This is a genomic window from Lysobacter cavernae, assembly GCF_042648505.1.
Lineage (GTDB): Bacteria > Pseudomonadota > Gammaproteobacteria > Xanthomonadales > Xanthomonadaceae > Lysobacter_L > Lysobacter_L cavernae.
This window is the reverse complement of record NZ_JBHRXK010000001.1, coordinates 596,158-620,409: the sequence shown is the minus strand read 5'-3', so window position 1 is coordinate 620,409 and position 24,252 is coordinate 596,158. Positions and strand designations below refer to the sequence as shown.

General features: G+C 66.7%; 24 protein-coding genes and 1 tRNA gene. 6 read left to right on the top strand and 19 right to left on the bottom strand.

The window, feature by feature from the left end; translation table 11 throughout:
• The first annotated feature begins 196 nt into the window (after positions 1–196).
• A complete protein-coding gene (gene asnB, locus ACFOLC_RS02740) occupies positions 197–1,909 on the top strand; it encodes an asparagine synthase B (RefSeq protein ID WP_386757274.1) in 1,713 nt (570 codons plus the stop codon).
• Between the two features lie 4 nt (positions 1,910–1,913).
• Here the strand turns inward: asnB and ACFOLC_RS02735 are convergent, their stop codons facing one another.
• The 3 genes from ACFOLC_RS02735 to rnk form a co-directional block, all read right to left on the bottom strand.
• Entirely contained in the window at positions 1,914–2,570 is a 657-nt protein-coding gene (locus tag ACFOLC_RS02735) for a thiopurine S-methyltransferase (RefSeq protein ID WP_386757273.1), read from the bottom strand.
• Positions 2,571–2,697: 127 nt separating this feature from the next.
• Entirely contained in the window at positions 2,698–4,941 is a 2,244-nt protein-coding gene (gene parC / locus ACFOLC_RS02730; RefSeq protein ID WP_386757271.1) for a DNA topoisomerase IV subunit A, read from the bottom strand.
• A 101-nt stretch (positions 4,942–5,042) separates the two neighbouring features.
• The gene (gene rnk, locus ACFOLC_RS02725) at positions 5,043–5,456 is read right to left on the bottom strand and encodes a nucleoside diphosphate kinase regulator (RefSeq protein ID WP_386757269.1); all 414 of its coding nucleotides are present in this window, start codon (positions 5,454–5,456) and stop codon (positions 5,043–5,045) included.
• A gap of 287 nt (positions 5,457–5,743) precedes the next feature.
• Between rnk and ACFOLC_RS02720 the strand changes: the two genes are divergently transcribed.
• From ACFOLC_RS02720 to sugE, 4 genes are all read left to right on the top strand, one after another.
• Positions 5,744–5,830 (top strand) — tRNA-Leu (locus ACFOLC_RS02720).
• A gap of 140 nt (positions 5,831–5,970) precedes the next feature.
• On the top strand, positions 5,971–8,430 hold the full coding sequence (gene rnr, locus ACFOLC_RS02715; protein WP_386757267.1) for a ribonuclease R: 2,460 nt from the start codon (positions 5,971–5,973) through the stop codon (positions 8,428–8,430).
• A 96-nt stretch (positions 8,431–8,526) separates the two neighbouring features.
• Positions 8,527–9,291 (top strand): 23S rRNA (guanosine(2251)-2'-O)-methyltransferase RlmB, encoded by a 765-nt coding sequence (gene rlmB / locus ACFOLC_RS02710; protein WP_386757265.1) that lies wholly within the window; start codon positions 8,527–8,529, stop codon positions 9,289–9,291.
• A gap of 83 nt (positions 9,292–9,374) precedes the next feature.
• Positions 9,375–9,692: a quaternary ammonium compound efflux SMR transporter SugE gene (sugE, locus tag ACFOLC_RS02705; RefSeq protein WP_386757263.1), complete on the top strand. Its 318-nt coding sequence runs from the start codon at positions 9,375–9,377 to the stop codon at positions 9,690–9,692.
• Positions 9,693–9,729: 37 nt separating this feature from the next.
• Here sugE and ACFOLC_RS02700 read toward each other — a convergent pair whose 3' ends face one another.
• From ACFOLC_RS02700 to ACFOLC_RS02625, 16 genes are all read right to left on the bottom strand, one after another.
• The gene (locus ACFOLC_RS02700; RefSeq protein ID WP_386757262.1) at positions 9,730–10,302 is read right to left on the bottom strand and encodes a sugar O-acetyltransferase; all 573 of its coding nucleotides are present in this window, start codon (positions 10,300–10,302) and stop codon (positions 9,730–9,732) included.
• Positions 10,299–10,961, bottom strand: coding sequence for a ribonuclease T (gene rnt, locus ACFOLC_RS02695; RefSeq protein ID WP_386757261.1), 663 nt, complete (start codon positions 10,959–10,961; stop codon positions 10,299–10,301). Before rnt ends, ACFOLC_RS02700 begins: the two co-directional genes overlap by 4 nt.
• 121 nt (positions 10,962–11,082) lie before the next feature.
• Positions 11,083–11,850 (bottom strand): HvfC family RiPP maturation protein, encoded by a 768-nt coding sequence (locus tag ACFOLC_RS02690; RefSeq protein ID WP_386757259.1) that lies wholly within the window; start codon positions 11,848–11,850, stop codon positions 11,083–11,085.
• Positions 11,843–12,715, bottom strand: a complete 873-nt coding sequence (locus tag ACFOLC_RS02685; protein ID WP_386757257.1) for an HvfB family MNIO-type RiPP peptide maturase — start codon at positions 12,713–12,715, stop codon at positions 11,843–11,845. The genes ACFOLC_RS02690 and ACFOLC_RS02685 overlap by 8 nt, the downstream gene beginning before the upstream one ends.
• A gap of 7 nt (positions 12,716–12,722) precedes the next feature.
• Positions 12,723–13,145: an HvfA family oxazolone/thioamide-modified RiPP metallophore gene (locus ACFOLC_RS02680; protein ID WP_386757255.1), complete on the bottom strand. Its 423-nt coding sequence runs from the start codon at positions 13,143–13,145 to the stop codon at positions 12,723–12,725.
• 107 nt (positions 13,146–13,252) lie between these two features.
• The gene (locus ACFOLC_RS02675) at positions 13,253–13,483 is read right to left on the bottom strand and encodes a sigma factor-like helix-turn-helix DNA-binding protein (protein WP_386757253.1); all 231 of its coding nucleotides are present in this window, start codon (positions 13,481–13,483) and stop codon (positions 13,253–13,255) included.
• A gap of 194 nt (positions 13,484–13,677) precedes the next feature.
• Positions 13,678–14,388: a phosphate signaling complex protein PhoU gene (gene phoU, locus ACFOLC_RS02670; RefSeq protein ID WP_386757251.1), complete on the bottom strand. Its 711-nt coding sequence runs from the start codon at positions 14,386–14,388 to the stop codon at positions 13,678–13,680.
• 51 nt (positions 14,389–14,439) lie between these two features.
• Complete coding sequence (pstB, locus tag ACFOLC_RS02665) at positions 14,440–15,249, bottom strand: phosphate ABC transporter ATP-binding protein PstB (RefSeq protein WP_386757250.1); 810 nt, start codon at positions 15,247–15,249, stop codon at positions 14,440–14,442.
• A gap of 34 nt (positions 15,250–15,283) precedes the next feature.
• A complete protein-coding gene (gene pstA, locus ACFOLC_RS02660; protein WP_386757951.1) occupies positions 15,284–16,144 on the bottom strand; it encodes a phosphate ABC transporter permease PstA in 861 nt (286 codons plus the stop codon).
• 20 nt (positions 16,145–16,164) lie between these two features.
• Positions 16,165–17,139 carry a phosphate ABC transporter permease subunit PstC gene (pstC, locus tag ACFOLC_RS02655; RefSeq protein WP_386757248.1) on the bottom strand — a complete coding sequence of 325 codons (975 nt, stop codon included), beginning with the start codon at positions 17,137–17,139 and terminating at the stop codon, positions 16,165–16,167.
• A gap of 168 nt (positions 17,140–17,307) precedes the next feature.
• On the bottom strand, positions 17,308–18,399 hold the full coding sequence (pstS, locus tag ACFOLC_RS02650) for a phosphate ABC transporter substrate-binding protein PstS (RefSeq protein WP_386757246.1): 1,092 nt from the start codon (positions 18,397–18,399) through the stop codon (positions 17,308–17,310).
• Positions 18,400–18,666: 267 nt separating this feature from the next.
• Entirely contained in the window at positions 18,667–19,731 is a 1,065-nt protein-coding gene (gene pstS, locus ACFOLC_RS02645; RefSeq protein WP_386757244.1) for a phosphate ABC transporter substrate-binding protein PstS, read from the bottom strand.
• A gap of 171 nt (positions 19,732–19,902) precedes the next feature.
• Positions 19,903–21,129, bottom strand: coding sequence for an OprO/OprP family phosphate-selective porin (locus tag ACFOLC_RS02640; RefSeq protein ID WP_386757242.1), 1,227 nt, complete (start codon positions 21,127–21,129; stop codon positions 19,903–19,905).
• Between the two features lie 119 nt (positions 21,130–21,248).
• On the bottom strand, positions 21,249–21,962 hold the full coding sequence (gene nth / locus ACFOLC_RS02635) for an endonuclease III (RefSeq protein WP_386757240.1): 714 nt from the start codon (positions 21,960–21,962) through the stop codon (positions 21,249–21,251).
• On the bottom strand, positions 21,959–22,360 hold the full coding sequence (locus ACFOLC_RS02630; RefSeq protein WP_386757239.1) for a hypothetical protein: 402 nt from the start codon (positions 22,358–22,360) through the stop codon (positions 21,959–21,961). The genes nth and ACFOLC_RS02630 overlap by 4 nt, the downstream gene beginning before the upstream one ends.
• Complete coding sequence (locus ACFOLC_RS02625) at positions 22,357–23,154, bottom strand: enoyl-CoA hydratase/isomerase family protein (RefSeq protein WP_386757237.1); 798 nt, start codon at positions 23,152–23,154, stop codon at positions 22,357–22,359. The genes ACFOLC_RS02630 and ACFOLC_RS02625 overlap by 4 nt, the downstream gene beginning before the upstream one ends.
• Before the next feature lie 238 nt (positions 23,155–23,392).
• Between ACFOLC_RS02625 and ACFOLC_RS02620 the strand changes: the two genes are divergently transcribed.
• The gene (locus ACFOLC_RS02620) at positions 23,393–24,079 is read left to right on the top strand and encodes an FKBP-type peptidyl-prolyl cis-trans isomerase N-terminal domain-containing protein (RefSeq protein ID WP_386757235.1); all 687 of its coding nucleotides are present in this window, start codon (positions 23,393–23,395) and stop codon (positions 24,077–24,079) included.
• Positions 24,080–24,252 lie beyond the last annotated feature (173 nt).

Here is a 24,252-nt window from a genome sequence, read left to right as displayed (position 1 = left end):
GCGGTGTCGCCGTGGCCGCACCGAACAATAACAATCGCAATAACGCCAGCCTCCCGCGGGCCGGCGATTAGCGCGCGCAACACACGCTCAATCGCTCACGAAGCCCGCGCCGAAAAGCGCGGGCTTCGTCGTTTCCGGCTTCCGAAATCCCGCCCACATCAAACCCAAACCGCACTACGACCCAGGAGTCTTCCCCATGTGTTCCATCCTCGGCATCTTCGGCCTGCAACCCGGCGACGACATCCAGGCGCTGCGCAGGCAGGCGCTGGACCTGTCGCAACGCCAACGCCATCGCGGCCCCGACTGGAGCGGTGTGTATCTTGACGACGGCGCCATCCTCGTCCACGAGCGCCTGGCCATCGTCGATCCGGCCGGCGGCTCGCAGCCGTTGCGATCGGCCGACGGCGCGCTGGTGCTGGCGGTCAACGGCGAGATCTACAACCACCGCGAACTCAAGCAGCAACTGACGCAGCCCTACGCGTTCCAGACCGGCTCGGACTGCGAGGTGATCAATGCGCTGTACCGCGAGCGCGACGAAGTCGGGCAAGCATGCCTCGGCGCCTGGCTCAACGCGCTCAACGGCATCTTTGCCTTCGCCTTGTGGGACAGTGAGCATCAGCGCTACGTGATCGCACGCGATCCGATCGGTGTGTGCCCGCTGTACTGGGGCCATGACAGCCACGGCCGGGTCTGCGTCGCCTCGGAGATGAAGGCCCTGGTTGGTGTCTGCGCCGATGTCGCGCAGTTCCCGCCCGGCCATTACTACGACAGCGCCACCGGCGCGCTGGTGCCGTACTACATCAAACCCTGGCGCGACTACGCCGCGACGCAGGGCGTCGAGGTATCGAAGCAGGAGCTGCGCGAAGCCTTCGAGCGCGCCGTGCACCGCCAGCTGATGACCGACGTGCCCTACGGCGTGCTGCTGTCGGGCGGCCTGGATTCGTCGCTGGTGGCTGCGGTGGCTGCGCGCTTCGCCCGCCATCGCGTCGAGGAGGACGACCGCGCCGAAGCCTGGTGGCCGCGCCTGCATTCGTTTGCGATCGGCCTGGAAGGCTCGCCCGACCTGGCCGCCGCCGAAGTCGCAGCGCAGGCGCTGGGCACGGTGCACCACGGCTTCAAGTACACCTTCGAGGAAGGGCTCGATGCGTTGCCGGAGGTGATCCGCCACATCGAGACCTATGACGTGACCACGATCCGTGCGTCCACGCCGATGTTCCTGCTGGCGCGGCGGATCAAGGCGATGGGCGTGAAGATGGTGCTGTCGGGCGAGGGTGCCGACGAGGTGTTCGGCGGCTACCTGTACTTCCACAAGGCGCCGAACGCGCGCGAGTTCCACGAGGAGACCATCCGCAAGCTCGACGCACTGCATAACTATGACTGCCTGCGCGCCAACAAGTCGATGATGGCCTGGGGCGTGGAGCCGCGCGTGCCGTTCCTCGACGTCGAATTCCTCGACGTGGCGATGCGCATGGACGCACAGGCCAAGATGGCCGGGGCCATGCCCGACGGGACGCGTCGCATCGAAAAGGCCGTGCTGCGCGAGGCCTTCGAGGGCTACCTGCCGGATTCGATCCTGTGGCGGCAGAAGGAGCAGTTCAGCGACGGCGTCGGCTACGGCTGGATCGACGGTCTCAAGGCGCACGCGCAAGCGCAGATCAGCGACCGCGTGTTCGCCGCCGCTGCGAGCCGCTTCCCGATCAACCCGCCACAGACCAAGGAGGCGTATTTCTACCGGCACCTCTTCGAGCAGTACTTCCCGAGTGCGGCCTGCGCGGAGACGGTGCCGGGGGGCAAGTCGATCGCGTGTTCGTCGCCAGCCGCGATCGCCTGGGATGCGGCGTTTGCCAATGCGGCCGACCCGTCGGGGCGCGCGGTGGCCGGGGTGCACCAGGCGGCGTTGCCGGCCTGACTGATCAGCGGCGCTGCAGCCGATAAACCACGGTCTGCAGCGCGGTGATGCCTTCCTCGATGAAGAATGGCTGCTGGGCCAGGATGTCGCGGCGCTCCAGCGTCGCGACCGTCCAGTCGCGCTGATAGAGGTCGCGGACCTCGTCTTCGCTGACCGAGAACGGCGGGCCGTCCTTCTCATGCTGCGGGTACTCCAGCGTGATCAGCAGGCCGCGGCAAGCGCTGGGCAGTCGGGCGTACAACTCGTGCGCATAGCGTTGCCGCAACGGCGGCGGCAGGGCGATCAGGGCGGCGCGGTCGAACACCGCCGCGCAATCGGCCAGCAGCGCTTCGTCCAGACCGAATGCATCACCGCAGATCAGCTCGATGTCGCCGGCACGGTAGTGCCGGCCGTAAGGCGATTCGCTGATGTCGGGCGTCAGCGCATGTTCGGTGAAGAACTGCTCGATCGCCTGCTGCGACAGCTCGATGCCCAGCACGCGGTAGCCCTGCGCGGCGAACCAGACCATGTCGAGCGTCTTGCCGGCCAGCGGCACGAACACGCGGCTGCCGGCCGGAACCTGCAACTGCGGCCAGTGCTTGAGCAGCAGCGGTGTCGGCTTGTCTTGATGGAAGCCGATCTGGTTGTCACGCCAGCGCTGGTGCCAGAACTCGGGTTGCATGGGAGCTTCACTTGTATTTGCGCGTCATTCCAGCGCAGGCGGGAATCCATGGGCGCTGTTTTTGTTCAACAGCGCAGGAAGCAACGTCCATGGATCCCCGCCTTCGCGGGGATGACGTTTGTGACGATTATTCGACCGCCAGCCCCTCGACTTTCTGCCAACCGCGCGGCAACAGGCCGCCGCGACTGGCGCGGGCGCCGACATAGGTGTCCAGGTCACGCCACGACAGTGACATCGTGCGCGCGCCCGACTTGACGGTAAGCGTGCCGCCCGGCGAGAGCACAGCAACGGCGACCACGCGTTCGGTGCCGAGTTTGGCCTTGGGGATGTCGATCAGCTTGTTGCCCTTGCCCTTGTCGAGCTCCGGCAGCTCCGACAACGGGAACGCGAGCAGGTGGCCGACATTGGTGACGGCGACCACGCGATCCTGCGCGACATCGCCGGCCGCGGCCGGCTGCAGTACTTTGGCATTCGGCGTCAGCGACAACATTGCCTTGCCGGCCTTGTTGCGGCCGGTGAGGTTCTCGAAGCGGGTGACGAAGCCGTAACCGTGGCTGGACGCCAGCACGAAGCGGGTGTCGTTGTCGCCGCTGGCCAGGGCCTGGAACGAGGCGCCCGGCGCCGGCGAGAAGCGCCCGGTGAGCGGCTCGCCGTTGCCACGCGCTGATGGCAGCGAATGCACCACGGTCGAGTATGCGCGGCCGGTCGAGTCGAGGAACGCGACCTGCTGCGTACTGCGGCTCCTGGCTGAGGCCAGCAGCTCGTCGCCCTCGCGGTAACTCAAGGTGGCGGCGTCGATGTCGTGCCCCTTGGCCGCACGCACCCAGCCCTTCTCGCTGAGCACCACGGTCATTGGCTCGCTGGCGACCAGTTCGGTCTCGGACAGCGCCTGCGCCGCACCGCGTGCGACCAGTGGCGAGCGGCGCGCATCGCCGAATTTCTTGGCATCGGCCAGCAGTTCGTCCTTGACCAGCTTCTTGAGCTTGGCCTTGCTGTCGAGCGTGGCGATCAGCTGTTCGCGCTCGACGGCGAGGTCGGCCTGTTCGCCGCGGATCTTCATTTCCTCCAGGCGCGCCAGCTGGCGCAGCTTGGTCTCGAGGATGTAGTCGGCCTGCTCCTCGCTGAGCTTGAAGCGCGCCATCAGCACCGGCTTGGGCTCGTCCTCGCTGCGGATGATGCGGATCACCTCATCCAGGTTGAGGAACGCGACCAGCAAGCCTTCCAACAGGTGCAGGCGACGCTCGACCTTGTCGAGGCGGTGCTTGAGGCGGCGTGTGACGGTATCGATGCGGAACGACAGCCACTCACTCAGGAAGGCCTTGAGCCCCTTCACTTGCGGGCGGCCGTCCAGGCCGATCACATTGAAGTTGACGCGGTAGCTCTTTTCCAGGTCGGTGGTCGCGAACAGGTGGCCCATCAGCTGGTCGGCGTCGACGCGGTTGCTGCGCGGCACCAGCACGATGCGGGTCGGATTGGCGTGGTCGGACTCGTCGCGCAGGTCTTCCAGCCACGGCAGCTTCTTGGCACGCATCTGGGTGGCGATCTGTTCGATCACCTTGCCCGGCGAGGCCTGGTAGGGCAGTGCGGTGATGACGAAGTTCTGCGCTTCCTTCACCCACACGGCGCGGGCGCGCACGCTGCCCAGGCCGGTCTCGTACATCTGGAGGAGGTCGGCGCGCGGCGTGATGATCTCCGCCGTGGTCGGGTAGTCCGGCCCGAGCACGTGCTCGCACAGGTCGCGTGTGGTCGCGTCCGGGTCGTCGAGCAGGCGCACGCAGGCGCTGACCACTTCATTCAAGTTATGCGGTGGCACGTCGGTGGCCATGCCGACCGCGATACCGGTGGTGCCGTTGAGCAGCAGGTGCGGCAGGCGCGCCGGCATCCAGGTCGGCTCTTCCAGGGTGCCGTCGAAGTTCGGGTCCCAGTCGACCGTGCCCTGGCCGAGTTCGCCGAGCAGGATCTCGGCGATCGGGGTCAGTTTCGACTCGGTGTAGCGCATCGCCGCGAACGATTTCGGGTCATCGCTGGAACCGAAGTTGCCCTGGCCCTCGACCAGCGGGTAGCGGTACGAGAACGGCTGCGCCATCAGCACCATCGCCTCATAGCAGGCGCTGTCGCCGTGGGGGTGGTATTTGCCGATGACGTCGCCGACGGTGCGCGCGGATTTCTTCGGTTTGGCACCGGCGTTGAGGCCGAGCTCACTCATCGAATAGATGATGCGGCGCTGCACCGGCTTGAGGCCGTCGCCGAGGAACGGCAGGGCGCGATCGAGCACCACGTACATCGAGTAGTCGAGGTAGGCGCGCTCGGCGTACTCGCGCAGCGGGATCTGTTCGAAACCGTGGAACACCGGGCGTACGGGGTCAGTCATGGGGCGATGCGGACTCGGGTGTGGTGCGAGCGGGGGATTCTAGCGGGCGTGTGCAGCGGCTCTCCCCTCTCGGTTCGGGAGAGGGGCGGGTCGTCAAAGCCTTAGCGATGCAGTTCGCCGGCCGCTTCGGGCTGGTAGCGGATCGACAGCACGTGCAGCTTGATCGTGCGGCCGCCCGGCACCGGCCATTCGATCGCATCGCCGACGCGCAGGCCGAGCAGGGCGCTGCCGACCGGGGCCAGGATCGACACCTTGTCGGCGCTGCCGTCGGCGTCCTTGGGGTAGACCAGGGTCAGTTCGCGTTCGTCGCCGTTGCTCTCGTCGCGGAAGCGCGCGGTCGAGTTCATGGTGATCACGTCGGCCGGCATCTGCGCCGGCTCGACGATCTCGGCACGGGCCAGTTCGGCTTCCAGCGCCGAGGTGTCGATGCCCTGGGCGACCGGCTGCTCCAGCAGGGCTTCGATGCGGTCGCTGTCCAGGCGGGAGATCAGCAGCGTGGGCTGGGATGAGGTCATTGCAGGCTCCAAAAAGCAGTGCGGGCGACGCGCCGTGCGCGTCACCCGCGGGGAAAAGTCATGGCCCAGACGTTAGCCCCGATTCGCGTCGCCTTCAAGCCGTGCAAGCCGGGCATCCGAGCGCCGGTTTCGGATATCCCTGCTTGATTGCATGTCCTCAGGAGTACGCGATGGTTGCCGTGCAGTCGGATTGGCGGATCCGCGTAAAAAAATTGCGACGATGTGTTGACATCCTCATCACTGCATCGCAACATACGCGCCCCGCACAGCAGTAACCGTGCGGGTTTGCCCGGGTGGCGGAATTGGTAGACGCACTAGCTTCAGGTGCTAGCGGGGGCAACTCCGTGGAGGTTCGAGTCCTCTCCCGGGCACCAACATCGTTCGACGCTTACCACGTCGGACACACGAAGAACCCCGCCTCGGCGGGGTTTTTTGTTTCTGACGCTTCCATCGGGACGGCTTCGGCTGTTGCCGCGCCGACGCCGTATTCATGTCGATGTGCGACCATGCTGCGATGAGCAGAAAGCCCCCGAGCAGCGGTAAATCCGGCAAAAAGTCCACGGCAGGCAAGTCCGGCGGCACACCTGGCAAGACGGCGCCCGGCAAGGGGGGCGGCAAGAAACCCGCCGCCAAGCGCCCGGGCTGGCTGCCGGAGCCGCCGCCGCGCGGCTTCAAGCCCAAGCGCCCGCTGCAGCCGATGCCCGCCGCCGGTGCGCATCCGTCGGGCCACGATCCCTACGCCGACCGCGAGGCGCGGCGCTACGAGCAGCCCATCGCCAGCCGCGAAATGATCGTGCAGCTGCTGGCGGCGGCCGACGGTCCGCTGCCGATCGAGGCCCTGGCCGAGAAGCTCGCACTGACCGCGCCGGATCGTTTCGACGCGCTGACCGCCCGGCTGCGGGCCATGGTCCGCGACGGCCAGCTGCTGCAGAACCGCAAGGGCGAATACGCGCCGGCCGAGCGCATGGACCTGATCCCCGGCGTGGTGATCGCCAACCCGGACGGGTTCGGCTTCCTGCGTCCGGAGTCTGGCGGCGACGACCTGTTCCTGCCGCCGTTCGAGATGCGCAAGGCCATGCACGGCGACCGCGTGCTGGTCAGCGTCACCGGCATGGACCGGCGCGGCCGCCGCGAAGGCGCGATCGTCGAGGTGCTGGAGCGCCGGCTCAACCGCCTGATCGGCCGTTTCACCCTCGAGTCGGGCATCAGCTATGTCGTGCCCGACGACCGCCGCATCCAGCGCAACGTGCTGATCCCGCCGGAGTCGCGCGGCGAGGCCGAGCACGGCCAACTGGTCGTGACCGAGTTGGTGCAGGCGCCCGATGCGCAGCGTCCACCGATCGGCCGGGTGCTGACCGTACTGGGCGACAAGCTGACCGCGTCGCTGGCGGTGCAGGCGGCGATCCACGGCCACGAGATCCCGCACGAGTTCCCGCCGGAAGTGCTGGCCGAGGCCGCGGCGGTGCCGATCACCGTCGATGCCGCCACCGCCGCCGCGCGCGTCGACCTGCGCGCCTTGCCGCTGGTCACCATCGACGGCGAGGACGCCAAGGATTTCGACGACGCGGTGTACTGCGAGTCCAACCGCGACGGTTTCCGCCTGGTGGTGGCGATCGCCGATGTCTCGGCCTACGTCAAGCCCGGCACGCCGCTGGACGTGGAAGCGGCCAACCGCGCGACCTCGGTGTACTTCCCCGGCTTCGTCGTGCCGATGCTGCCCGAGACGCTGTCGAACGGCATCTGCTCGCTCAAGCCCAAGGTCGACCGCCTGTGCTTTGTCTGCGACATGCAGATCGACCGCAAGGGCGAGGTCACCCATTCGAAGTTCTACGAAGCGGTGATGAATTCGCACGCGCGCCTGACCTACACCCAGGTCTGGAACGCGGTGATGCCCATTCCTGCTGAAGGCGACGCGGTGCTGCAGGAGTTGCACGACGAGGCGGTCGCCCAGATCGGCTCGCTGCTGCCGCACATCCAGCGCCTGCACCAGCTGTTCGCGATCCTGTCGAAGGCGCGCGAGCGTCGCGGCGCGATCGAGTTCGAGTCCAGCGAGGTGCGGTTCGTGCTCGGCGCGCAGGGCGAGGTGGTGCAGGCCGGCATGCTGCAACGCAACGACGCCCACAAGCTGATCGAGGAATGCATGATCGCGGCGAACGTGGAGGCGGCGAAGTTCCTGCTGGCCACCCAGGTGCCCGCGCCGTACCGCGTCCACGACCGGCCGCCAGAGTCCAAATACGCCGACCTGCAGGAGTTCCTCAAGGAATTCAAGCTGCGCATGCCGGCCTGGGCGCAGGTGCATCCACGCGATTTCACCGAGCTGTTGAAGAAGGTGCGCGAGCGCGCCGACGCGGCGCTGATCGAGTCGGTGCTGCTGCGCAGCCAGAGCCTGGCGGTGTACCAGCCCGACAACCTCGGCCATTTCGGCCTGGCGCTGGAGGCGTACGCGCACTTCACCTCGCCGATCCGGCGCTATCCCGACCTGCTGGTGCATCGTGCGATCAAGCACGTGCTCAGCGGCGCCAAGGCCGATGACTACCCATACTCGCCGCGCGAAATGACTGCACTGTCGCTGCAGAGTTCCGATCGCTCGCGCCGCGCCGACGAGGCTGCGCGCGAGGTCGACGAGCGTTACCGTGCCGCGTGGATGGAGCAGCACGTCGGTGGCGAGTTCGAGGGCACCATCAGCGGTGTGACCAGCTTCGGCTTGTTCATCGAGCTGGACGAGTCCAAGGTCAATGGCCTGGTGCACGTGACGCAGCTGCCGCACGACTATTACCATTTCGATCCGATCCGTAAGACGCTGGCCGGCGAACGCACCGGACGCGAGTTCCGGCTCGGCGACCGCGTCAGCATCATCGTGATGAAGGCCAGCGTCGAGGACCGCAAGATCGATTTCCGCCTGGTGGAGGAGCGTGGTGTCAAGCCGCCACCGCCGCGCGGGCAGCCGGCCAAGCGTCAGAAACAGAAATACTGAGTAGGGCGGGTCCCTGACCCGCCTTGGCATCGACCGGCGGGTAGATATCGCCTCGCAACTAGAATGGCGGGTTAAAACCCGCCCTACGGATACCAGATGAGTCAGAAACAATGGATCGCCGGCATCAACGCCGTGACCGCGGCGCTCGAGCACGACGCCGAACACGTGCGCGAGGTGCTGATCGAGGCCGGTGCCAAGAACCCGCGTCTGGCCGAGATCGAATCCAATGCGCGCCGCATGGACATCGACGTGCGCAAGGTGGCCACGCAGGCGCTGGATGGCGTCGTCGGCGGCCTGCGCCACCAGGGCGTGGTCGCGCGCTATGCCGCGGCCAAGACCTGGAGCGAGAACGAACTGGAAGCCCTGGTCGAGGCCGCCGAAGGCCGCGCGCTTGTGCTGATCCTCGACGGCGTGCAGGACCCGCACAACCTCGGTGCCTGCCTGCGTAGCGCCGCCGCTGCCGGTGCAACCGCGGTGATCATCCCCAAGGACAAGTCGGTGCAGGTCAATGCGACCGTGCGCAAGACCTCGGCCGGCGCTGCCGACAGCGTGCCGGTGATTCCGGTGACCAACCTCGCGCGCACGCTGCGCGACCTGCAGAAGCTCGGCGTCTGGCTGTACGGCCTGGCCGGCGAGGCCGAGGCATCGCTGTATTCGCTCGATCTGCGCGGCAACGTCGGCCTGGTGCTCGGTGGCGAGGGCGACGGCCTGCGCCGGCTCACGCGTGAGAACTGCGACCAGTTGGTGAAAATCCCGATGCCCGGTGGCGACAGCGGTGGCGTCGAGAGCCTGAACGTATCGGTAGCCACCGGCGTGACCTTGTTCGAGGCTGTACGCCAGCGCGGGACCGCTGTGAAATAATCGCCGTCGCTGCAGGAAGCGGGGACGACCCCGCCGCTCCATCATCGTCAGGGGACGGCCCCACCCACGATTGGAGACCTGTCATGCCCTGGATCATTCTCGTACTCGCCGGCCTGTTTGAAGTGGGCTGGGCGATCGGCCTCAAGTACACCGAGGGCTTCACCAGGCTGTGGCCTACCGTCGGCACGGTCGCAGCGATGGTGATCAGTCTCGGCCTGCTTGGCCTGGCGATGAAGTCGCTACCCGTGGGCACCGCTTATGCGATCTGGGTCGGTGTCGGCGCGGTCGGCACCGTGATCCTCGGCATCGTGCTGTTCCACGAACCGCTCAACGCGATGCGGATGATCAGCGTGGGACTCATCATCGCCGGCTTGATCGGATTGAAGCTGGCGACGCCGTGATGACGGCACTCCCTGACGGCGCTCAGGCCGTCAGGGATCAATCGCGCCCGGTGCGGTCCGGCTGGCGGGCCGGGTTGCCGATCACGGTGGCGCCCGCCGGTACGTCACGGGTGACCACGCTGCCGGCACCGACCAGGGCATCGTCGCCGATGGTGACGCCGGGCAGGATGATCGCGCCTCCGCCGATCCAAACATTGCGTCCGATCCGCACCGGCTTGCCCGATTCCCAGCCCTCGCGGCGCAGTGCCGGATCGCGCGGATGGTCGGCGGTGTAGATCTGCACCGCCGGACCGATCTGGGTTCCGTCGCCGATCTCGACGGCGACGACGTCCAGGATCACGCAGTTGAAGTTGAGAAACACGCCGCGGCCGAGGTGGAGGTTGAAGCCGTAGTCGCAGTGGAACGGTGGCCGGATCTCGCTGCCGTGGCCGACTCTCCCCAACCGCTCGGCGAGCAGGGCATGGCGTGCAGCCGGTGCCAGGGCGAGCGCGGCGTTGTAACGCGCCAACCAGGCGCGGGTGGCGGTCTGCGCGGCCTGTATTTCGGGATCGTCGGCGCGGTACAACTGGCCGGCGAGCATGGCCTGCATCGGCGTCGCCGGTTCGGTCATGGCGAAGGCGCTGCGGCCGACGGCAGCGGCGACGGCCAGGCGTTGACGATCTTGCAGAACAACTGCGCGGTGCGTTCGGTGTCGTACACGGCCGAATGCGCCTCCTCGCCGTTCCAGTCGAAGCCGGCGGCCTGCACCGCGCGTGCCAGCACGGTCTGGCCGTAGGCGACGCCGGCCAGGGTGACCGTATCGAACACGCTGAAAGGATGGAACGGGTTGCGCTTGTGCCCGCTGCGCGCGACCGCGGCGTTGAGGAAATTGAGGTCGAAATGGGCGTTGTGCCCGACCAGGATCGCGCGCTGGCAGCCGTGTTTCTTCAGCGCCTCGCGCACCGGGGCGAACACGGCTTCGAGCGCGGCACGTTCGGGCAAGGCGTTGCGGAACGGGTGATCGATGTCGATGCCGGTCACTTCGAGCGACTTCGGATCGATTTCGGTACCCGCGGCAGGCACGACGTGGCTGCTGCTGACCTCGCCGACCACGAGCAGGCCGTTCTCGTCGAGCTCGATCGGAGCGACCGCGATTTCGAGCAAGGCGTGGCGGTTCCAGTCGAAACCGCCGGTCTCGACGTCGACCACCACCGGCAGGAAACCGCGGAACCGGTTGGCGAGGCGGGGTGGAGTTACGGTGGAATCTGGGGAGGAGCCTGCATCGGTCATGGCGAAAGCCTAGCAGACGCCGATGCCGTCTCCTTCGTCAGTGGGCGTCGCGTCGCCGTCAAATCGGCCAGCAAGGGCGGTGGACCGTGCCGCACGGCGCTTGTCCGCTCACGTGGGAGGGTCAGGCAAATGGCTGCGCGGGTCGTGTGCCGAGCACGACACCGCTGCCGCGCATCTGTTCGAGCAGGGTGTGGCCTTGTTCGACAAAGGCGGCGTTGTCGTTGCTGCCGGCTTCCGCTGCCAGCGCGTGCAGGTGTTGGCGGCCGCTCGATCCGGGCGATTCGTGCAGGCGCTGGACGAGGCGGAAGGCAAGTGGGCTGAGTTCGGAGAAGCGCACCTGGCCGTCGGTTTCGCGGCGCAGCAGCAGCAACGTCGGGCTGGCCGGCGGTTGCTTGGGCTGGAAGCCGGGCTCGATACGATGCACCGGCCACGCGTAAGCGAGCGGCCAGGCCAATGGCGACAGTACCGGGGCGTCGTCGAGCAGGTCGCCGGTCGGGTCGGCTTCGACGGCATCGACATCGAAAATCTGCAGCGCCAACTCCACCCATTCGTAATGCGCGAGTTCGAGCAGGAAGGGCGGCCCGGCATCACCGCGGTCCTCCAGGTAGCGCAGGAACTCGCGCGCGATCTCGGGGAACAACGGCGTGTGGCAGCGGTGGTCGCGGTAGAAGTCCCGCACCAGGGCCTTCCAGCGCGTTTCGCCGAGCAGCTTGCAGATGACCGGGAAGTTGCCCGAGAGCAGGCCCTCGATGTTGTTGAAGAGCAGGTCGCGGTAGATCGCCAGGCGGCGATCCTCGATCCCGGCCGGCGCTGGACTGGCCTGCGGGTCGCGCAGGTGGCGGGTCAGCGCGAACTGCTGCGCACGCAGGCGTTCGGGGGCCTCAACCATGCGCGCGCCGCGTGCCTTGCGGCGTGGCCTCGCTGAGGATCCTGCGGATGGTGCGCAGTTCGCCGACGAGTTCGGCGTACGGCGGGAAGTTGAAGTCGCGTTCGAGCAGCGTCGGGCGCGGGCCGTGGCGGCGATAGGCCTCGCCCAGCAGCGACCACACCGCGTCCTTCACCGGTGCGCCGTGGGTGTCGATCTTGAGGTCGTCGGCCTCATCGTAGTGGCCGGCGACATGGATATAGGCGATACGTTCGCTCGGCAGCGCAGCCAGGAAGGCGCTGGCGTCGTAACGGTGGTTGATCGCGTTGACGAAGACGTTGTTGACGTCGAGCAGCAGGTCGCAGTCGGCCTCGCTGAGCACGGCGTTGAGAAAGTCGATCTCGCGCAGGGCCCCTTGACCGGGGTCGACGGGGACGGTGGCGTAGTAGGAGACGTTTTCGACCGCGATGCGGCGGCCGACGATGTCCTGGGTCTGGCGGATGCGGGCGGCGACGTGGTGCACGGCTTCCTCGGTGAACGGAATCGGCAACAGGTCGTAGAGATGGCCGTCGTCGCTGCAGTAGCTCAGGTGTTCGCTGTACAACGCAACGCGGTGCCGGTCGAGGAAGCGGCGCACGCGCCGAAGGAAGGTTTCGTCGAGTGGCGCGACGCTGCCCAACGACAGCGACAGGCCGTGGCAGACCAGGGGATGACGCGCGCTCAGCGCCTCGAGTGCGTCGCCGAACAGGCCACCGACGCCGATCCAGTTCTCGGGCGCACATTCGAGGAAATCGAAGTCCGTGGATGCGGCCGCCTGCAGCGGGCCCAGCAGGGCCCGCCGCAGGCCGAGGCCGACGGCGTCACACGGGAGTGGGCGCAGACCGTCCACGGTTCACTCAGGCCATGCCGCCGCACTTGCCTTCGCCGCACTTGCCTTCCATGCCGGCCTTCTTGTCACCGTCCTTCTTGTCGCCGCCGCACTTGCCCTCACCACACTTGCCTTCCTTGTGCGCCTTCATCTCGTCGGCGCTGATGAAACCGTCCTTGTTGGTGTCGTGCCCGGTGAACTTGCTGGTGTCGCCCTTGTGGGCGGCGCCGAACTCGGCTTGTGAAACCTTGCCGTCCTTGTCGGTGTCCATCTTGTCGACGCCACACTTGCCTTCACCGCACTTGCCTTCGGCGGCCTTGGTCGCCTGACCGGCGCCGAGCATGTAGCCGGAGGCGAGGTCGCTCATGGCGAATGCGGAGCTGGACAGGGCCAGGCCGCCGACGAGGGCGCCGATGGCGAGGGCGACGGGCTTGTTGGTTTGCTTGGACATACAGGCTCTCCTGCTTTGCGATGGCGGCGGGGGAGTCCCGCCGTTGGGTAACGGCCCAGTGTGATGGGTTCCGTCGGTGAAAAGGGGCGTCGGTCGGGTAAAACGGTTCATCGGTCCGGGCATTCGCGTGCCAGTACGCGGGCGCGATGCCGCCGCGATTTGACCGCTTCGCGTGTTAGCGCGGGGTGGTCGGCCATCCCGGCGATGCTCAGGCCCTCACGATCGCGCAGCAGCATGACCTGGTGATAGTGCGCGGACAGGGATTCCAGCACGGCCGCGATGTCGTGGCCGCCCATCCGGGCCGCCTCCAGCTCGCCATTGGCCATCAGCAGGTTCATGCTGCGATTGTCCCTCTCTGGGTCGAGCTTGGTGCACGCCGATGGCGTGCGCATAAGCCAAGAGTTGGGGGCGGCAGGCAAAGATTCGGCGCGGATGTTGCATCCGCGCCGTTGGTTTAGATCTTGTTCATTTATCCGGCCCGTTCATACGACCGGAGCGGGCACGTCGGAGCGCGTCGGTCACAGCACGCCGGTCAGAGCGCGCCGGTGGTGCTGCTGTCGTCGCGTTTCTCGCGCGGCGGCAGCAATTCGTCACCCTTGACCAGGAACCAGACGTTCTCGGCGATGTTGGTGGCGTGGTCGCCGATGCGCTCGATGTTCTTGGCCATGAACAGCAGGTGCGTGCAGGCGGTGATGCTGCGCGCGTCCTCCATCATGTAGGTCAGCAGCTCGCGGAACAGGGCGGTGTAGGCGACGTCGATCTCGGTGTCGCGGGCTCGCACGCGTCGGGCCAGTTCGATGTCGTTGTCGCGGTAGGCGACGAGCACGTCGCGCAGCTGTTTAACCGCCAGGGTGCCGATCGCGTGCAGGCCGCTGACATGCGGCAACGGTGGCGACAGGTTGAGTGCCGTGGAGCGCTTGGCGACGTTGGCGGCGTAGTCGCCGATGCGCTCGATGTCGGAGGCGATGCGGATGGCCGATAGAATTTCACGCAGGTCACGCGCCATCGGCCCGCGCAATGCCAGCTTCATCACGTCGTGGCTGACCTCCTGCTCCAGCGCATCGATTGCCTCATCGTTGGCGATGATGCGCTCGGCGGCCTTGTCGTCGCGACGCTGCACGACGTCGAGGGCGGCTTCCAACTGCGACGCGGCCATCTCGCCCATGCGCAGGGTTTCATTGAGCAGGCGCTGCTGCTCGTCGTCGTAGCTTTTCACGATGTGGTCGTGCATTGGGGTACTCATGTGTGGTCTCGCGTTCTTGATGTCGCCGCAGTGCCGCGCAAGCGGCCTGCCTCACCCAAACCTGCCGGTGATGTAGTCCTCGGTCTGCTGCTTGGTCGGGTTGGAGAAGATCGTCTCGGTGGTGCCGTGTTCGACCAGGTCGCCCAGGTACATGAAGGCGGTGAAATCCGACACGCGCGCGGCCTGCTGCATGTTGTGGGTGACGATCGCGATCGTGTAGTCCTTCTTCAGCTCCTCGATCAGCTGCTCGATGCGACTGGTCGAGATCGGGTCCAGTGCCGAGGTCGGCTCGTCCAGCAGCAGCACGTCCGGGCGCAGCGCCACCGCGCGGGCGATGCACAGGCGCTGCTGCTGGCCGCCGGACAGGCCAAGCGCGCTCTGGCCGAGCTTGTCCTTGACCTCGTCCCACAGCGCGCCCTGGCGCAGGGCATGCTCGACGCGGTCGTTCATCTCGCTCTTGGAGAGCTTTTCGTGGTGGCGGATGCCGTAAGCGACGTTCTCGAAGATCGTCATCGGGAACGGCACCGGCTTCTGGAACACCATGCCGACCTTGCTGCGCAGACGGTTCATCGGGTACTTGGCATCGAGGATGTTCTCGCCGTCCAGCAGCGCCTCGCCCCTGGCTTCCAGCTTCGGGTACAGCGCATAGATGCGGTTGAAGATGCGCAACAGGGTCGACTTGCCACAGCCCGACGGCCCGATCAGCGCGGTCACGCGCTTCTCGGGGATTTCCAGGTCGATGCTCTTCAACGCGTGGAACTTGTCGTAATAGAAATCAAGGCCACGTGCGGCGAGCTTGATCGGCGCCGCTGCGGCCGCTGCACGCTGCGTGGGGGCGACTGCGATGCGGGCGTCATTCATGGCCGGAGCACTCGGGAGTGAATTCTGGGCGAAATTAGTCATGGGAGATCCTGTTGCGCAGCACGATCGCGCGTGCCAGCAGGCTGACGATCAGGACGAAGACGGTCAGCACCAGCGCGCCGGCCCAGGCCAGCACCTGCCAGGACTCGTAGGGGCTGCCGGCGAACTGGTTCATCACCACCGGCACGCTCGCCATCGGTTGCAGCACATTGGTGCTCCAGTACTGGTTGCCGAACGCGGTGAACAGCAGCGGTGCGGTCTCGCCCGAGATGCGGGCCAGCGCGAGCAGCACGCCGGTGACGATGCCGGCCGAGGCGCTGCGGTACAGCACCTGCATGATCACCTTCCATTGCGGTACGCCCAGCGACAATGCCGCTTCGCGCATCTGCGCCGGCACCAGCCGCAGCATCTCGTCGGTGGTACGAACCACCACCGGCAGCACGATGAAGGCCAGCGAGATCGCGCCGGCCAGCGCCGAGAAGTTGCCACCGGTCTGCATCACCACCAGGGTGTAGACGAACAGGCCGAGCACGATCGACGGCGCCGACAGCAGGATGTCGTTGACGAAGCGCACGACCGTGCCGATCCTGCGTACGCCGCCGTACTCGGCCAGCCAGGTGCCTGCTGCTATCCCGAGTGGCGTGCCGATCGCGATCGCGATCACGCACATCACCGCGCTGCCGAAGAACGCGTTCATCAGGCCGCCTTCCTGCATCGGCGGCGGCGTGTTCTGGGTGAACAGCGCCAAATTGATGCCGCCCAGGCCCTTGGCGATCAGGGTCCACAGGATCCAGCCAAGGAAAAACAAGCCGAACAGTGCGGCGCCGCAGGCGAGAACGATCGATACGGCGTTGACGATGCGCCGGCGCCGGTACAGGGCGTCGGCAGCCTTCATTGCTTGCGTGGAGGCGGCCATCAGTTGCCCTCCTTGCGCGACAGCTGCGCCAGCATCAGGCGGGCGATGGCGAGCACGACAAAGGTGACGATGAACAGCACGAAGCCCAGCAGTAGCAGCGCTGAACGGTAGGTCTCGGTGGCTTCGCCGAAGTCGTTGGCGATCAGCGCGGCGATGGTGGTACCCGGCTCCAGCAGCGAAGCCGAGAAGTTGACGCTGTTGCCGATGACGAAGGCCACGGCCATCGTCTCGCCGAGCGCGCGACCGAGGCCGAGGAAGATGCCGCCGATCACAGCCGAGCGCGTGTACGGCAGGACGATGTCCCAGCTCACTTCCCACTTGGTCGAGCCCAGCGCGTAGGCCGATTCCTTGAGCCGGGTCGGTACGGTCAGGAACACCTCGCGCATCACCGAGGAGATGAACGGGATCACCATGATCGCCAGCACGATGCCGGCGGTGAGCATGCCGATGCCGAGCGGCGGCCCCTGGAACAGCTTTCCGATCACCGGCAGGGTGCCGATGTGATCGTTGAGCCAGGGCGTGACGTACTGCGTCATCACCGGCACCAGCACGAACAGGCCCCACATGCCGTAGATGATCGACGGAATGCCGGCGAGCAGTTCGATCGCGGTACCGATCGGCCCACGCAGCCAGCGCGGCACCACTTCGGTCAGGAAGAAAGCGATGCCGAAACTGACTGGCACCGCGATGACCATGGCAATGATCGCGGTGACGACGGTGCCGTAGATCGGCACCAGCGCGCCGTATTTGTCCTCGACCGGGTTCCACTCGGTGCTGAAGAAGAAATCCAGCCCGGTCGTGGCCAGCACGCTGCGGCCGCCCCACAGCATCGACAGTGCTGCGCTGGCCAACGCGACCAGCACGAACACCACGGTGCCGGTCAGGATGTAGCGGAACAGCTTGTCGTTGCGCGCGTCTTTCGTGTCGCGTGAAGTGGGCGCGGCGGCAACGGTGGAGAGGGCAGTGGTGTTCATTGGATTCCGAGGTGGTTGCTCGTCATTCCCGCGCAGGCGGGAATCCATGGACTTTGGCTGTGGCGCTTTGGATCAAGATCAAAGTCGCTGGATCTGCGATCTCCGGCCATCGCGCCAGCGCTATGGCGTTCAGTCGCGTGAGAACCAAAGGTTCGCAACCAGCGTGCGTCACTTGAACTCCGCCGCCCAGTACGCCTCGACCTGCTGCACCAGTTCCGGCGGCAGCGGCACGTAGTCCAGTGCCTGCGCCTGGCTCTGGCCGTTCTCGAACGCCCACTTGAAGAACGCACGCGTGTCGGCGGCGCGCTTGGCGTCCTTGGGCTGCTTGTACATCAGGATGAAATTGGTCGCGGTGATCGGCCAGGCATTGGCACCGGAGGCGTTGGTGATGACCAGGTTGAAGTCCTTCGCGCTTTTCCAGTCGGCGGTTGCGGCAGCGGCCTGGAAGGCTGCGGCGCTGGGCTGCACCCAGTTGCCGGCGGCATTCTGCAAGGTGGCGTAGGCCATCTTGTTCTGCAGCGCGTAGGCCAGTTCGACGTAGCCGATCGAACCTTTGATCTGCTTCACGTACGAGGCCACGCCCTCGTTGCCCTTGCCGCCGACGCCGCCCGGCCACTTCACCGAGGTACCTTCGCCGATCTTGCCCTTCCAGTCGGCGCTGACCTTGGACAGGTAGTTGGTGAAGTTGAAGGTGGTGCCCGAACCGTCGGAGCGGTGGACGATGTTGATCTTGGCCGACGGCAGGGCGACGCCGGGATTGGCCGCGGCGATAGCTGGATCGTTCCAGACGGAGATCTTGCCCTGGAAGATATCGGCCAGCAGCGCGCCGGTTAGGCGCAGCTTGCCGGCGGCGATGCCTTCGAGGTTGACGACCGGCACCACGCCGCCGATCGCCGAGGGAAACTGGCCAAGGCTGGCCGCGGCCAGTTCATCGGAAGGCAGCGGCTTGTCGGTGGAGCCGAAGTCCACGGTGCCGGCCTTGATCTGCGCGATGCCGCCGCCGGAGCCGATCGACTGGTAGTTGACCTTGGCGCCGGTGGCCTTGTGGTAGTCATCCGACCACTTGGAGATCAACGGGTAGATGAAGGTCGCACCGGCGCCTGTGATCTGCGCGGCGACCTGGTCGCCGGCTGCGGAAGTGGTAGTGGAGGCGCTACCGTCGGTGGCGGGTGCCTGGGCTTCGCCGGCCGGCTTGCAGGCCGAAACGGTCAGGGCAATGGCGAGGGCGAGGGCGGCGAGGCGGGCCGGCGACGGGTTCATGCGCAACTCCGTGAAGGGGAAAGCCGGCGTCAGGCCGGGCTGCGCCATTTGATGATCTTTTTGTTACAGGGCGATGACATAAAGCTGTCATCACCTTGTAGCTTTCGGGCATCCGGAAGCCGGGGGCGGTGCCATGCCCGCCCTTCGCGCCTTCGGCGCGACCGCCCCTGACCAGGGGTTAGGGCAACGGCTTTTTCGATGGAGAAGAGAACCAAAAGAAAGCGGGCCCGAAGGCCCGCTCATTAGGTGCTGCACGAGTCAGAGGACTCAGTAATTCATGTTGGCCGACCAGTACTGGTCGATCTGCTGTACCAGCGCGTCCGGCAGCGGCACGTAGTCCAGTGCCTTGGCCTGGGCGTCGCCGTTGGCGTAGACCCAGCGGAAGAACTCCTTGGCGTTCTTGGCGCCGGCGGCGTTCCTGGGCTGCTTGTACATGAGGATGAAGTTGGTGGCGGTGATCGGCCAGGAGTTGGCACCGGGGGCATTGGTCATGACCAGGTAGAAGTCCTTGGCGTTGCCCCATTCGGCGCTGGCGGCGGCAGCCGAGAAGGTCTCGTCGCTGGGCAGCACGAAGTTGCCGGCGGCGTTTTTCAGGCGCGAGTAGGCCATCTTGTTCTGCAGCGCGTAGGACAGCTCGACGTAGCCGATGCCACCGACGATCTGCTTGACGTAGGCGGCGACGCCTTCGTTGCCCTTGCCGCCGATGCCGACCGGCCACTTCACCGCGGTGCCTTCGCCGACCGAGCTCTTCCACTCGCCGTTGACCTTGGACAGGTAGTTGACGAAGTTGAAGGTGGTGCCCGAGCCGTCGGAGCGGTGCACGACGGTGATCTTGCGATCGGGCAGCTGCAGGCCACCGTTGAGGGCAACGATGGCCGGATCGTTCCACCTGGTGATCTTGCCGAGGAAGATGTTGGCCAGGGTCTCGCCGTCGAGCTTCATCGCGCCGGAGGCCACGCCCGGCACGTTGACCACCGGCACCACGCCGCCGATCACCGACGGGAACTGCGCCAGGCCGTGCTTGGCCAGCTCGTCGGGCTTGAGCGGGGCATCGGAGGAGCCGAAGTCAACGGTCGCGGCCTTGATCTGGGCGATGCCGCCACCGGAACCGATCGACTGGTAGTTGACCTTCTTGTCGGCGGCCTTGGCGTAGTCGGCCGACCACTTCGACATCACGGGGTACACGAACGACGCGCCGGCACCGGTGACGTCGGCAGCCTGCGCTGCTCCGAACGGAGTGCCTGCAACGAAAGCGGTCGCCAGCGCGAGCGTGGCGAAACGGAACTGGATGGACTTGAACACGGTGGGCTCCTGGAGTGAGACGACGGGCATGGCCCGCCTCCGGCGCATTTCATAACGGCTCGATGACAGCCCCAAGACGCATGCATGACCGTCATGTGACCGCGGCATGGGGTGTCACGTGGCGAGGTGCGCCGGGCGAAAAAAAGGGCGCGGCTGTCTGGCCGCGCCCTGAGGGGGGGGAGGGAGAGCGTGAAGCAAGAATTACCAGTAGAACTGCACGCGGGCCTCGACGATGCTCGGATCGTCGTCGACGAAATTGCGGGCGCTGCTGCTGTACTTGGTGCTGGTGACCTTCACGTAGTTCAGCATGAACTTGAAGTTGGAGCGCCAGTACCAGTTGACGCCGGCGGTCCAGGCATCCATCTCGCCACCGAGCACGCCGTCGACGCGCGGGGCGCCGGTCGGGGTGGTCGGCGACAGCAGCGAGCCGTCGTCCAGATCGATGCTGTCGTAACGCAGGCCGACCTGCCACATGCCCGAAGCCGGTTCGCTCGGCAGGCCGGTGGTCGGCACGCCGGACTTGTAGCCCCAGGTCTCGCCGGTGATGTTCCACAGGCCGCTCACGTACCAGCTGTTGCCGTCCATGTCCTGCGACTGCAGCGGGTTGCCGTTGTTGTAGCGCTCGACCGTCGACTGCATGTACTCGCCCTGCACCTTGAACGGGCCGGTCGCGTAGAAGGCTTCGGCACCGATGGTCATCTGGCGGTCGGCGTTGGTCAGGTTGCCACTGTCGACCAGGCGCACGCTGGCCAGGTCGGCCTGCGGACGCGTGCGCAGACGCAGCGTGTCGGCGTCGGTGTCCATGTCGACGTAGGACAGGCCCAGGTGCAGCACGTTGCCCGATTCGTTGATCGGCGCCCAGGTGCCGCGCACGCCGAAGCCGTTGCCGTGGGCGAGGTTGCGGGTCAGCTCGCGGCTGAAGTAGCTCGCCGTCAGCGACCAGTCATTGGTGCCGTAGCTGTAGGCGCCGCCGAGGCGACGGGCCACGGCGAAGGTGTTGGTGACCATCGCCTTGGAGATGAAGTCGTTGTTCTTGGTCGAGGACAGCTCTTCCAGGCTGTTCGGCTGCTTGAACTGGCCGACCTGCACGAAGTGGTTGCTGTCGCCGCCCATCTTGTACTTGATGTTGGCGTCTAGGTACTTGTCAGCCTTGGCGTCGTAGCCCAGCACCCACTCGATGTTGTCCGGGCCCTTGCCCTTGAGCACGATCTCGGCGCGGCGCAGCTCGTTGTCGCTGTCCTGGCCGTCGATGGCATCGCCGTTGAGGTTGGCGACATCGCTGTTGAACCAGTTGGCGTCGGCCTGGACCAGGCCTTCGAAGGAAACCTCCGAGCCACCGATGACATCGATGGCGACTTCGGCATGCGCCGCCGGCGCGACCAACGCGGCGAGCAGCGCGACGGAAAGGGTGCTGCGGGACAGTTTCATGGGTGTGCCCTGGGGCGTGGAGAGGACGCTGCGCAGGCTAGGGTGTGAAAGTTGCGTAAATGTGACAACGCTGACTTATTTCGCTGCGGTGACGTCGTGATGACGCTCGTACGCGGCAGTCAGTCGGCCAATGGCGCCGGCTCGCCCGGGGTCTTGTCCGGGTAGCGGCACAGGTCGCGGATCGCGCAGTGCGGGCAATCCGGCTTGCGTGCCTTGCACACGTAGCGGCCGTGCAGGATCAGCCAGTGGTGGGCGTCGTGCAGGTAGGCCGCTGGCACCGCCTTGAGCAGGCCGTCCTCGACCGCGCGCACGGTCTTGCCCGGCGCCAGGCCAGTGCGGTTGGCGACCCGGAAGATGTGGGTGTCGACCGCCATGGTGGCTTCGCCGAAGGCGGTGTTGAGCACCACGTTGGCGGTCTTGCGGCCGACCCCGGGCAGGGCCTCGAGCGCGGCGCGATCGCGCGGCACCTGGCCGTCGTGCTGGTCCAGCAGCTGCCGCGCCATCGCCACGACGTTGGCGGCCTTGGTGTTGTACAGGCCGATGGTCGCGATGTAAGGCTTGAGGCCCTCGACACCGAGCGCGGCAATCGCCTGTGGCGTATTGGCGACCGGGAACAGCTTGCGCGTGGCCTTGTTGACGCCGACATCGGTGGCCTGCGCCGACAGGGTCACCGCGACCAGCAGCTCGTAGGGCGTGGTGAATTCGAGTTCGGTGGTCGGCTTGGGGTTGAGCGCCTTGAGTCGGGCGAACAACGCCTCGATCTGCGCCGCGGTGAGTCGGCTGGTGCGGCGTGCGCGCTGGACGCCGGTACGCTTCTTTGCGGCCACGCTCATGGTTTGCGGCGCTCGGCGGCCTTGGCCTTGGCGCGAGCCAGAGCCAAAGCAGCCGCCGACGGCAGCGGCGCGGCGACGGCAGGCCCGGTTGCCGTGGCCGGTGCGGCGGTGGTTTCGCGCTGGACGGATTTCTCGAGCGCACGACGTTGCAAGCGTGCTTGACGTGCCCGGTAACGCTCGCGTGCGGCCAGTGCGCGCAGACGCGCTTGCCGTGCATCGGCGAGCCGGGTCCGGCACGGCGGGGTGCAACCGGGGCAATCAGTCACGTCGAGCAGGCCGAGCTCCAGCGCGCAATCGAGGTCATCCATACCCAGCGCCGCGACGATGGCGTGGACGGTCGCGCCCTCCGGCCGACGGCAGCCGCACGCGCAGGCCGGGTCGGGTGCGGCGGTGTTCACTTGCCGGCGAAGGTGGGCTTGCGTCGTTCGAGGAAAGCGGCGGTGCCTTCGCGCATGTCGTCGGTGGCGAACATCAGGCCGAACTGCGCGGTCTCGTACTCCAGCCCCTCCTCGATGCCGCATTCGCCGCCGACGTTGACGCAGTCCAGCACGCCGCGCAGCGCCAGCGGCGCCGACTGGGCGAGTTGCTCGGCCAGCTTCAGCGTCTCGGCTTCCAGTTCGGCAGCGGCGACCACGCGGTTGACGATGCCCAGCTCGCGGGCACGGGCCGCATCAATGGGCGTGCCGACCAGGCACAGCTCCAAGGTCGCGGCACGGCCGGCCAGGCGCAGCAGGCGCTGGGTGCCGCCGAAGCCGGGGATCAGGCCGAGGTTGATCTCGGGCTGGCCGAGCTTGGCGGTGTCGCTGGCGATGCGCAGATGGCAGCCCATGGCCAGCTCGAGCCCGCCGCCGAGGGCGAAGCCGTTGATCATCGCGATCACCGGCTTGGGCATCTTCTCGATCCGGCGCATCAGCTTCTGCCCGCGCAACGAGAAATCACGCCCCTGAACCGGCGTCAGTCCATTCATCTGTGCGATGTCGGCGCCGGCCACGAAGGCCTTGGGCCCAGCGCCGGTCAGCACCACGCAGCGCACGGCCGGGTCGGTGGCGGCGGCCTCGAAGGCCGCAAGCAGGCCCTCCAGGGTCTGCGCGTCGAGGGCGTTCAGCTTGTCGGGGCGGTTGACGGTGATCAGGCGCACGGCGCCGCGGTCGGTCGAGGTGACCGGTGCGTGGGAAGGGGGCAAATCGGACATGGCGGGAGTAGGGTGAGATTTGGGTGAGATTTCGGCGCCGCCAGGCCGCGGAACTCCAAGCGGGACGCGGGGTCTGAGGCGATTGGCGTCAGTGGCGGTTAAGCGCAGGCGCCGCTATCCTAACCCGTCCATCCCGGCCGATTCGACCGGGTGGTATTGAAACAAGGCGACGCGTCCGCATCGTCATGAGAGTCGGGGCGGCAGGTCCGCCCCGAGCCACAACTGGAGATTCCACCGCATGAAGTTGCGTTTGATTGCTGCCGCCGTCGCGGCTTTGGCTCTGACCGCCGGCAACGCCGTCGCGCAGGACACTTCGTCCGAGAAGGGCAAGCTGAGCTATGCGCTCGGCTACGACCTCGGCCGCAACGCCGTCGAGAGCGGCGAGCAGGTCGATGTGAACACCATCATCAAGGGCCTGCAGGACGGCTACGGCAAGAAGCAGCCGTCGGTGCCGGTCGACCAGCTGCGCACTGCCGTGCAGAACATGCAGCAGCGCCAGCAGACCAAGGCCAAGGCCGAGTGGGACAAGGCTGCCGCCACCAACAAGACCAAGAGCGACGGTTTCATCGCCGCGAACAAGGCCAAGGCCGGCGTGAAGTCGTTGCCGAGCGGCGTGCAGTACCGCGAGATCGAGAAGGGCAGCGGCGCCAAGCCGACCCAGGCCAACACCGTGGCACTGGAAGTCGCTGGCCCGTACGCCTGGGGCGAGCGTCCGCAGCAGGCACGTCCGGCGCAGGCCATCCCGGCCATCAAGGTCAGCGAGATCGAGATGCCGGCGATGCGCGAAGCGCTGTTGCAGATGCCGGCCGGTTCGAAGTGGGAAATCACCCTGCCGGCCGACAAGGCCTACGGTGCTGACCCACGCACGCCGTTCCCGCCGAACGTGGCGGTGCAGTTCGAAGTCAAGCTGATCAGCGTCAAGTGACGATTTGGCCCGCGCCCGCATCGCGGGCGCGGCTTTGCCAAATCGTCATCCCCGCGTAGGCGGGGGGTGAAGGCGCGCTGGTTGCGAACCACCGGTTCGCGCGCGACTGAACGCCATCGCGCTGGCGCGATGGCCGGAGATCGCAGATCCAGTGACTTGAGGCACTCCGTTAG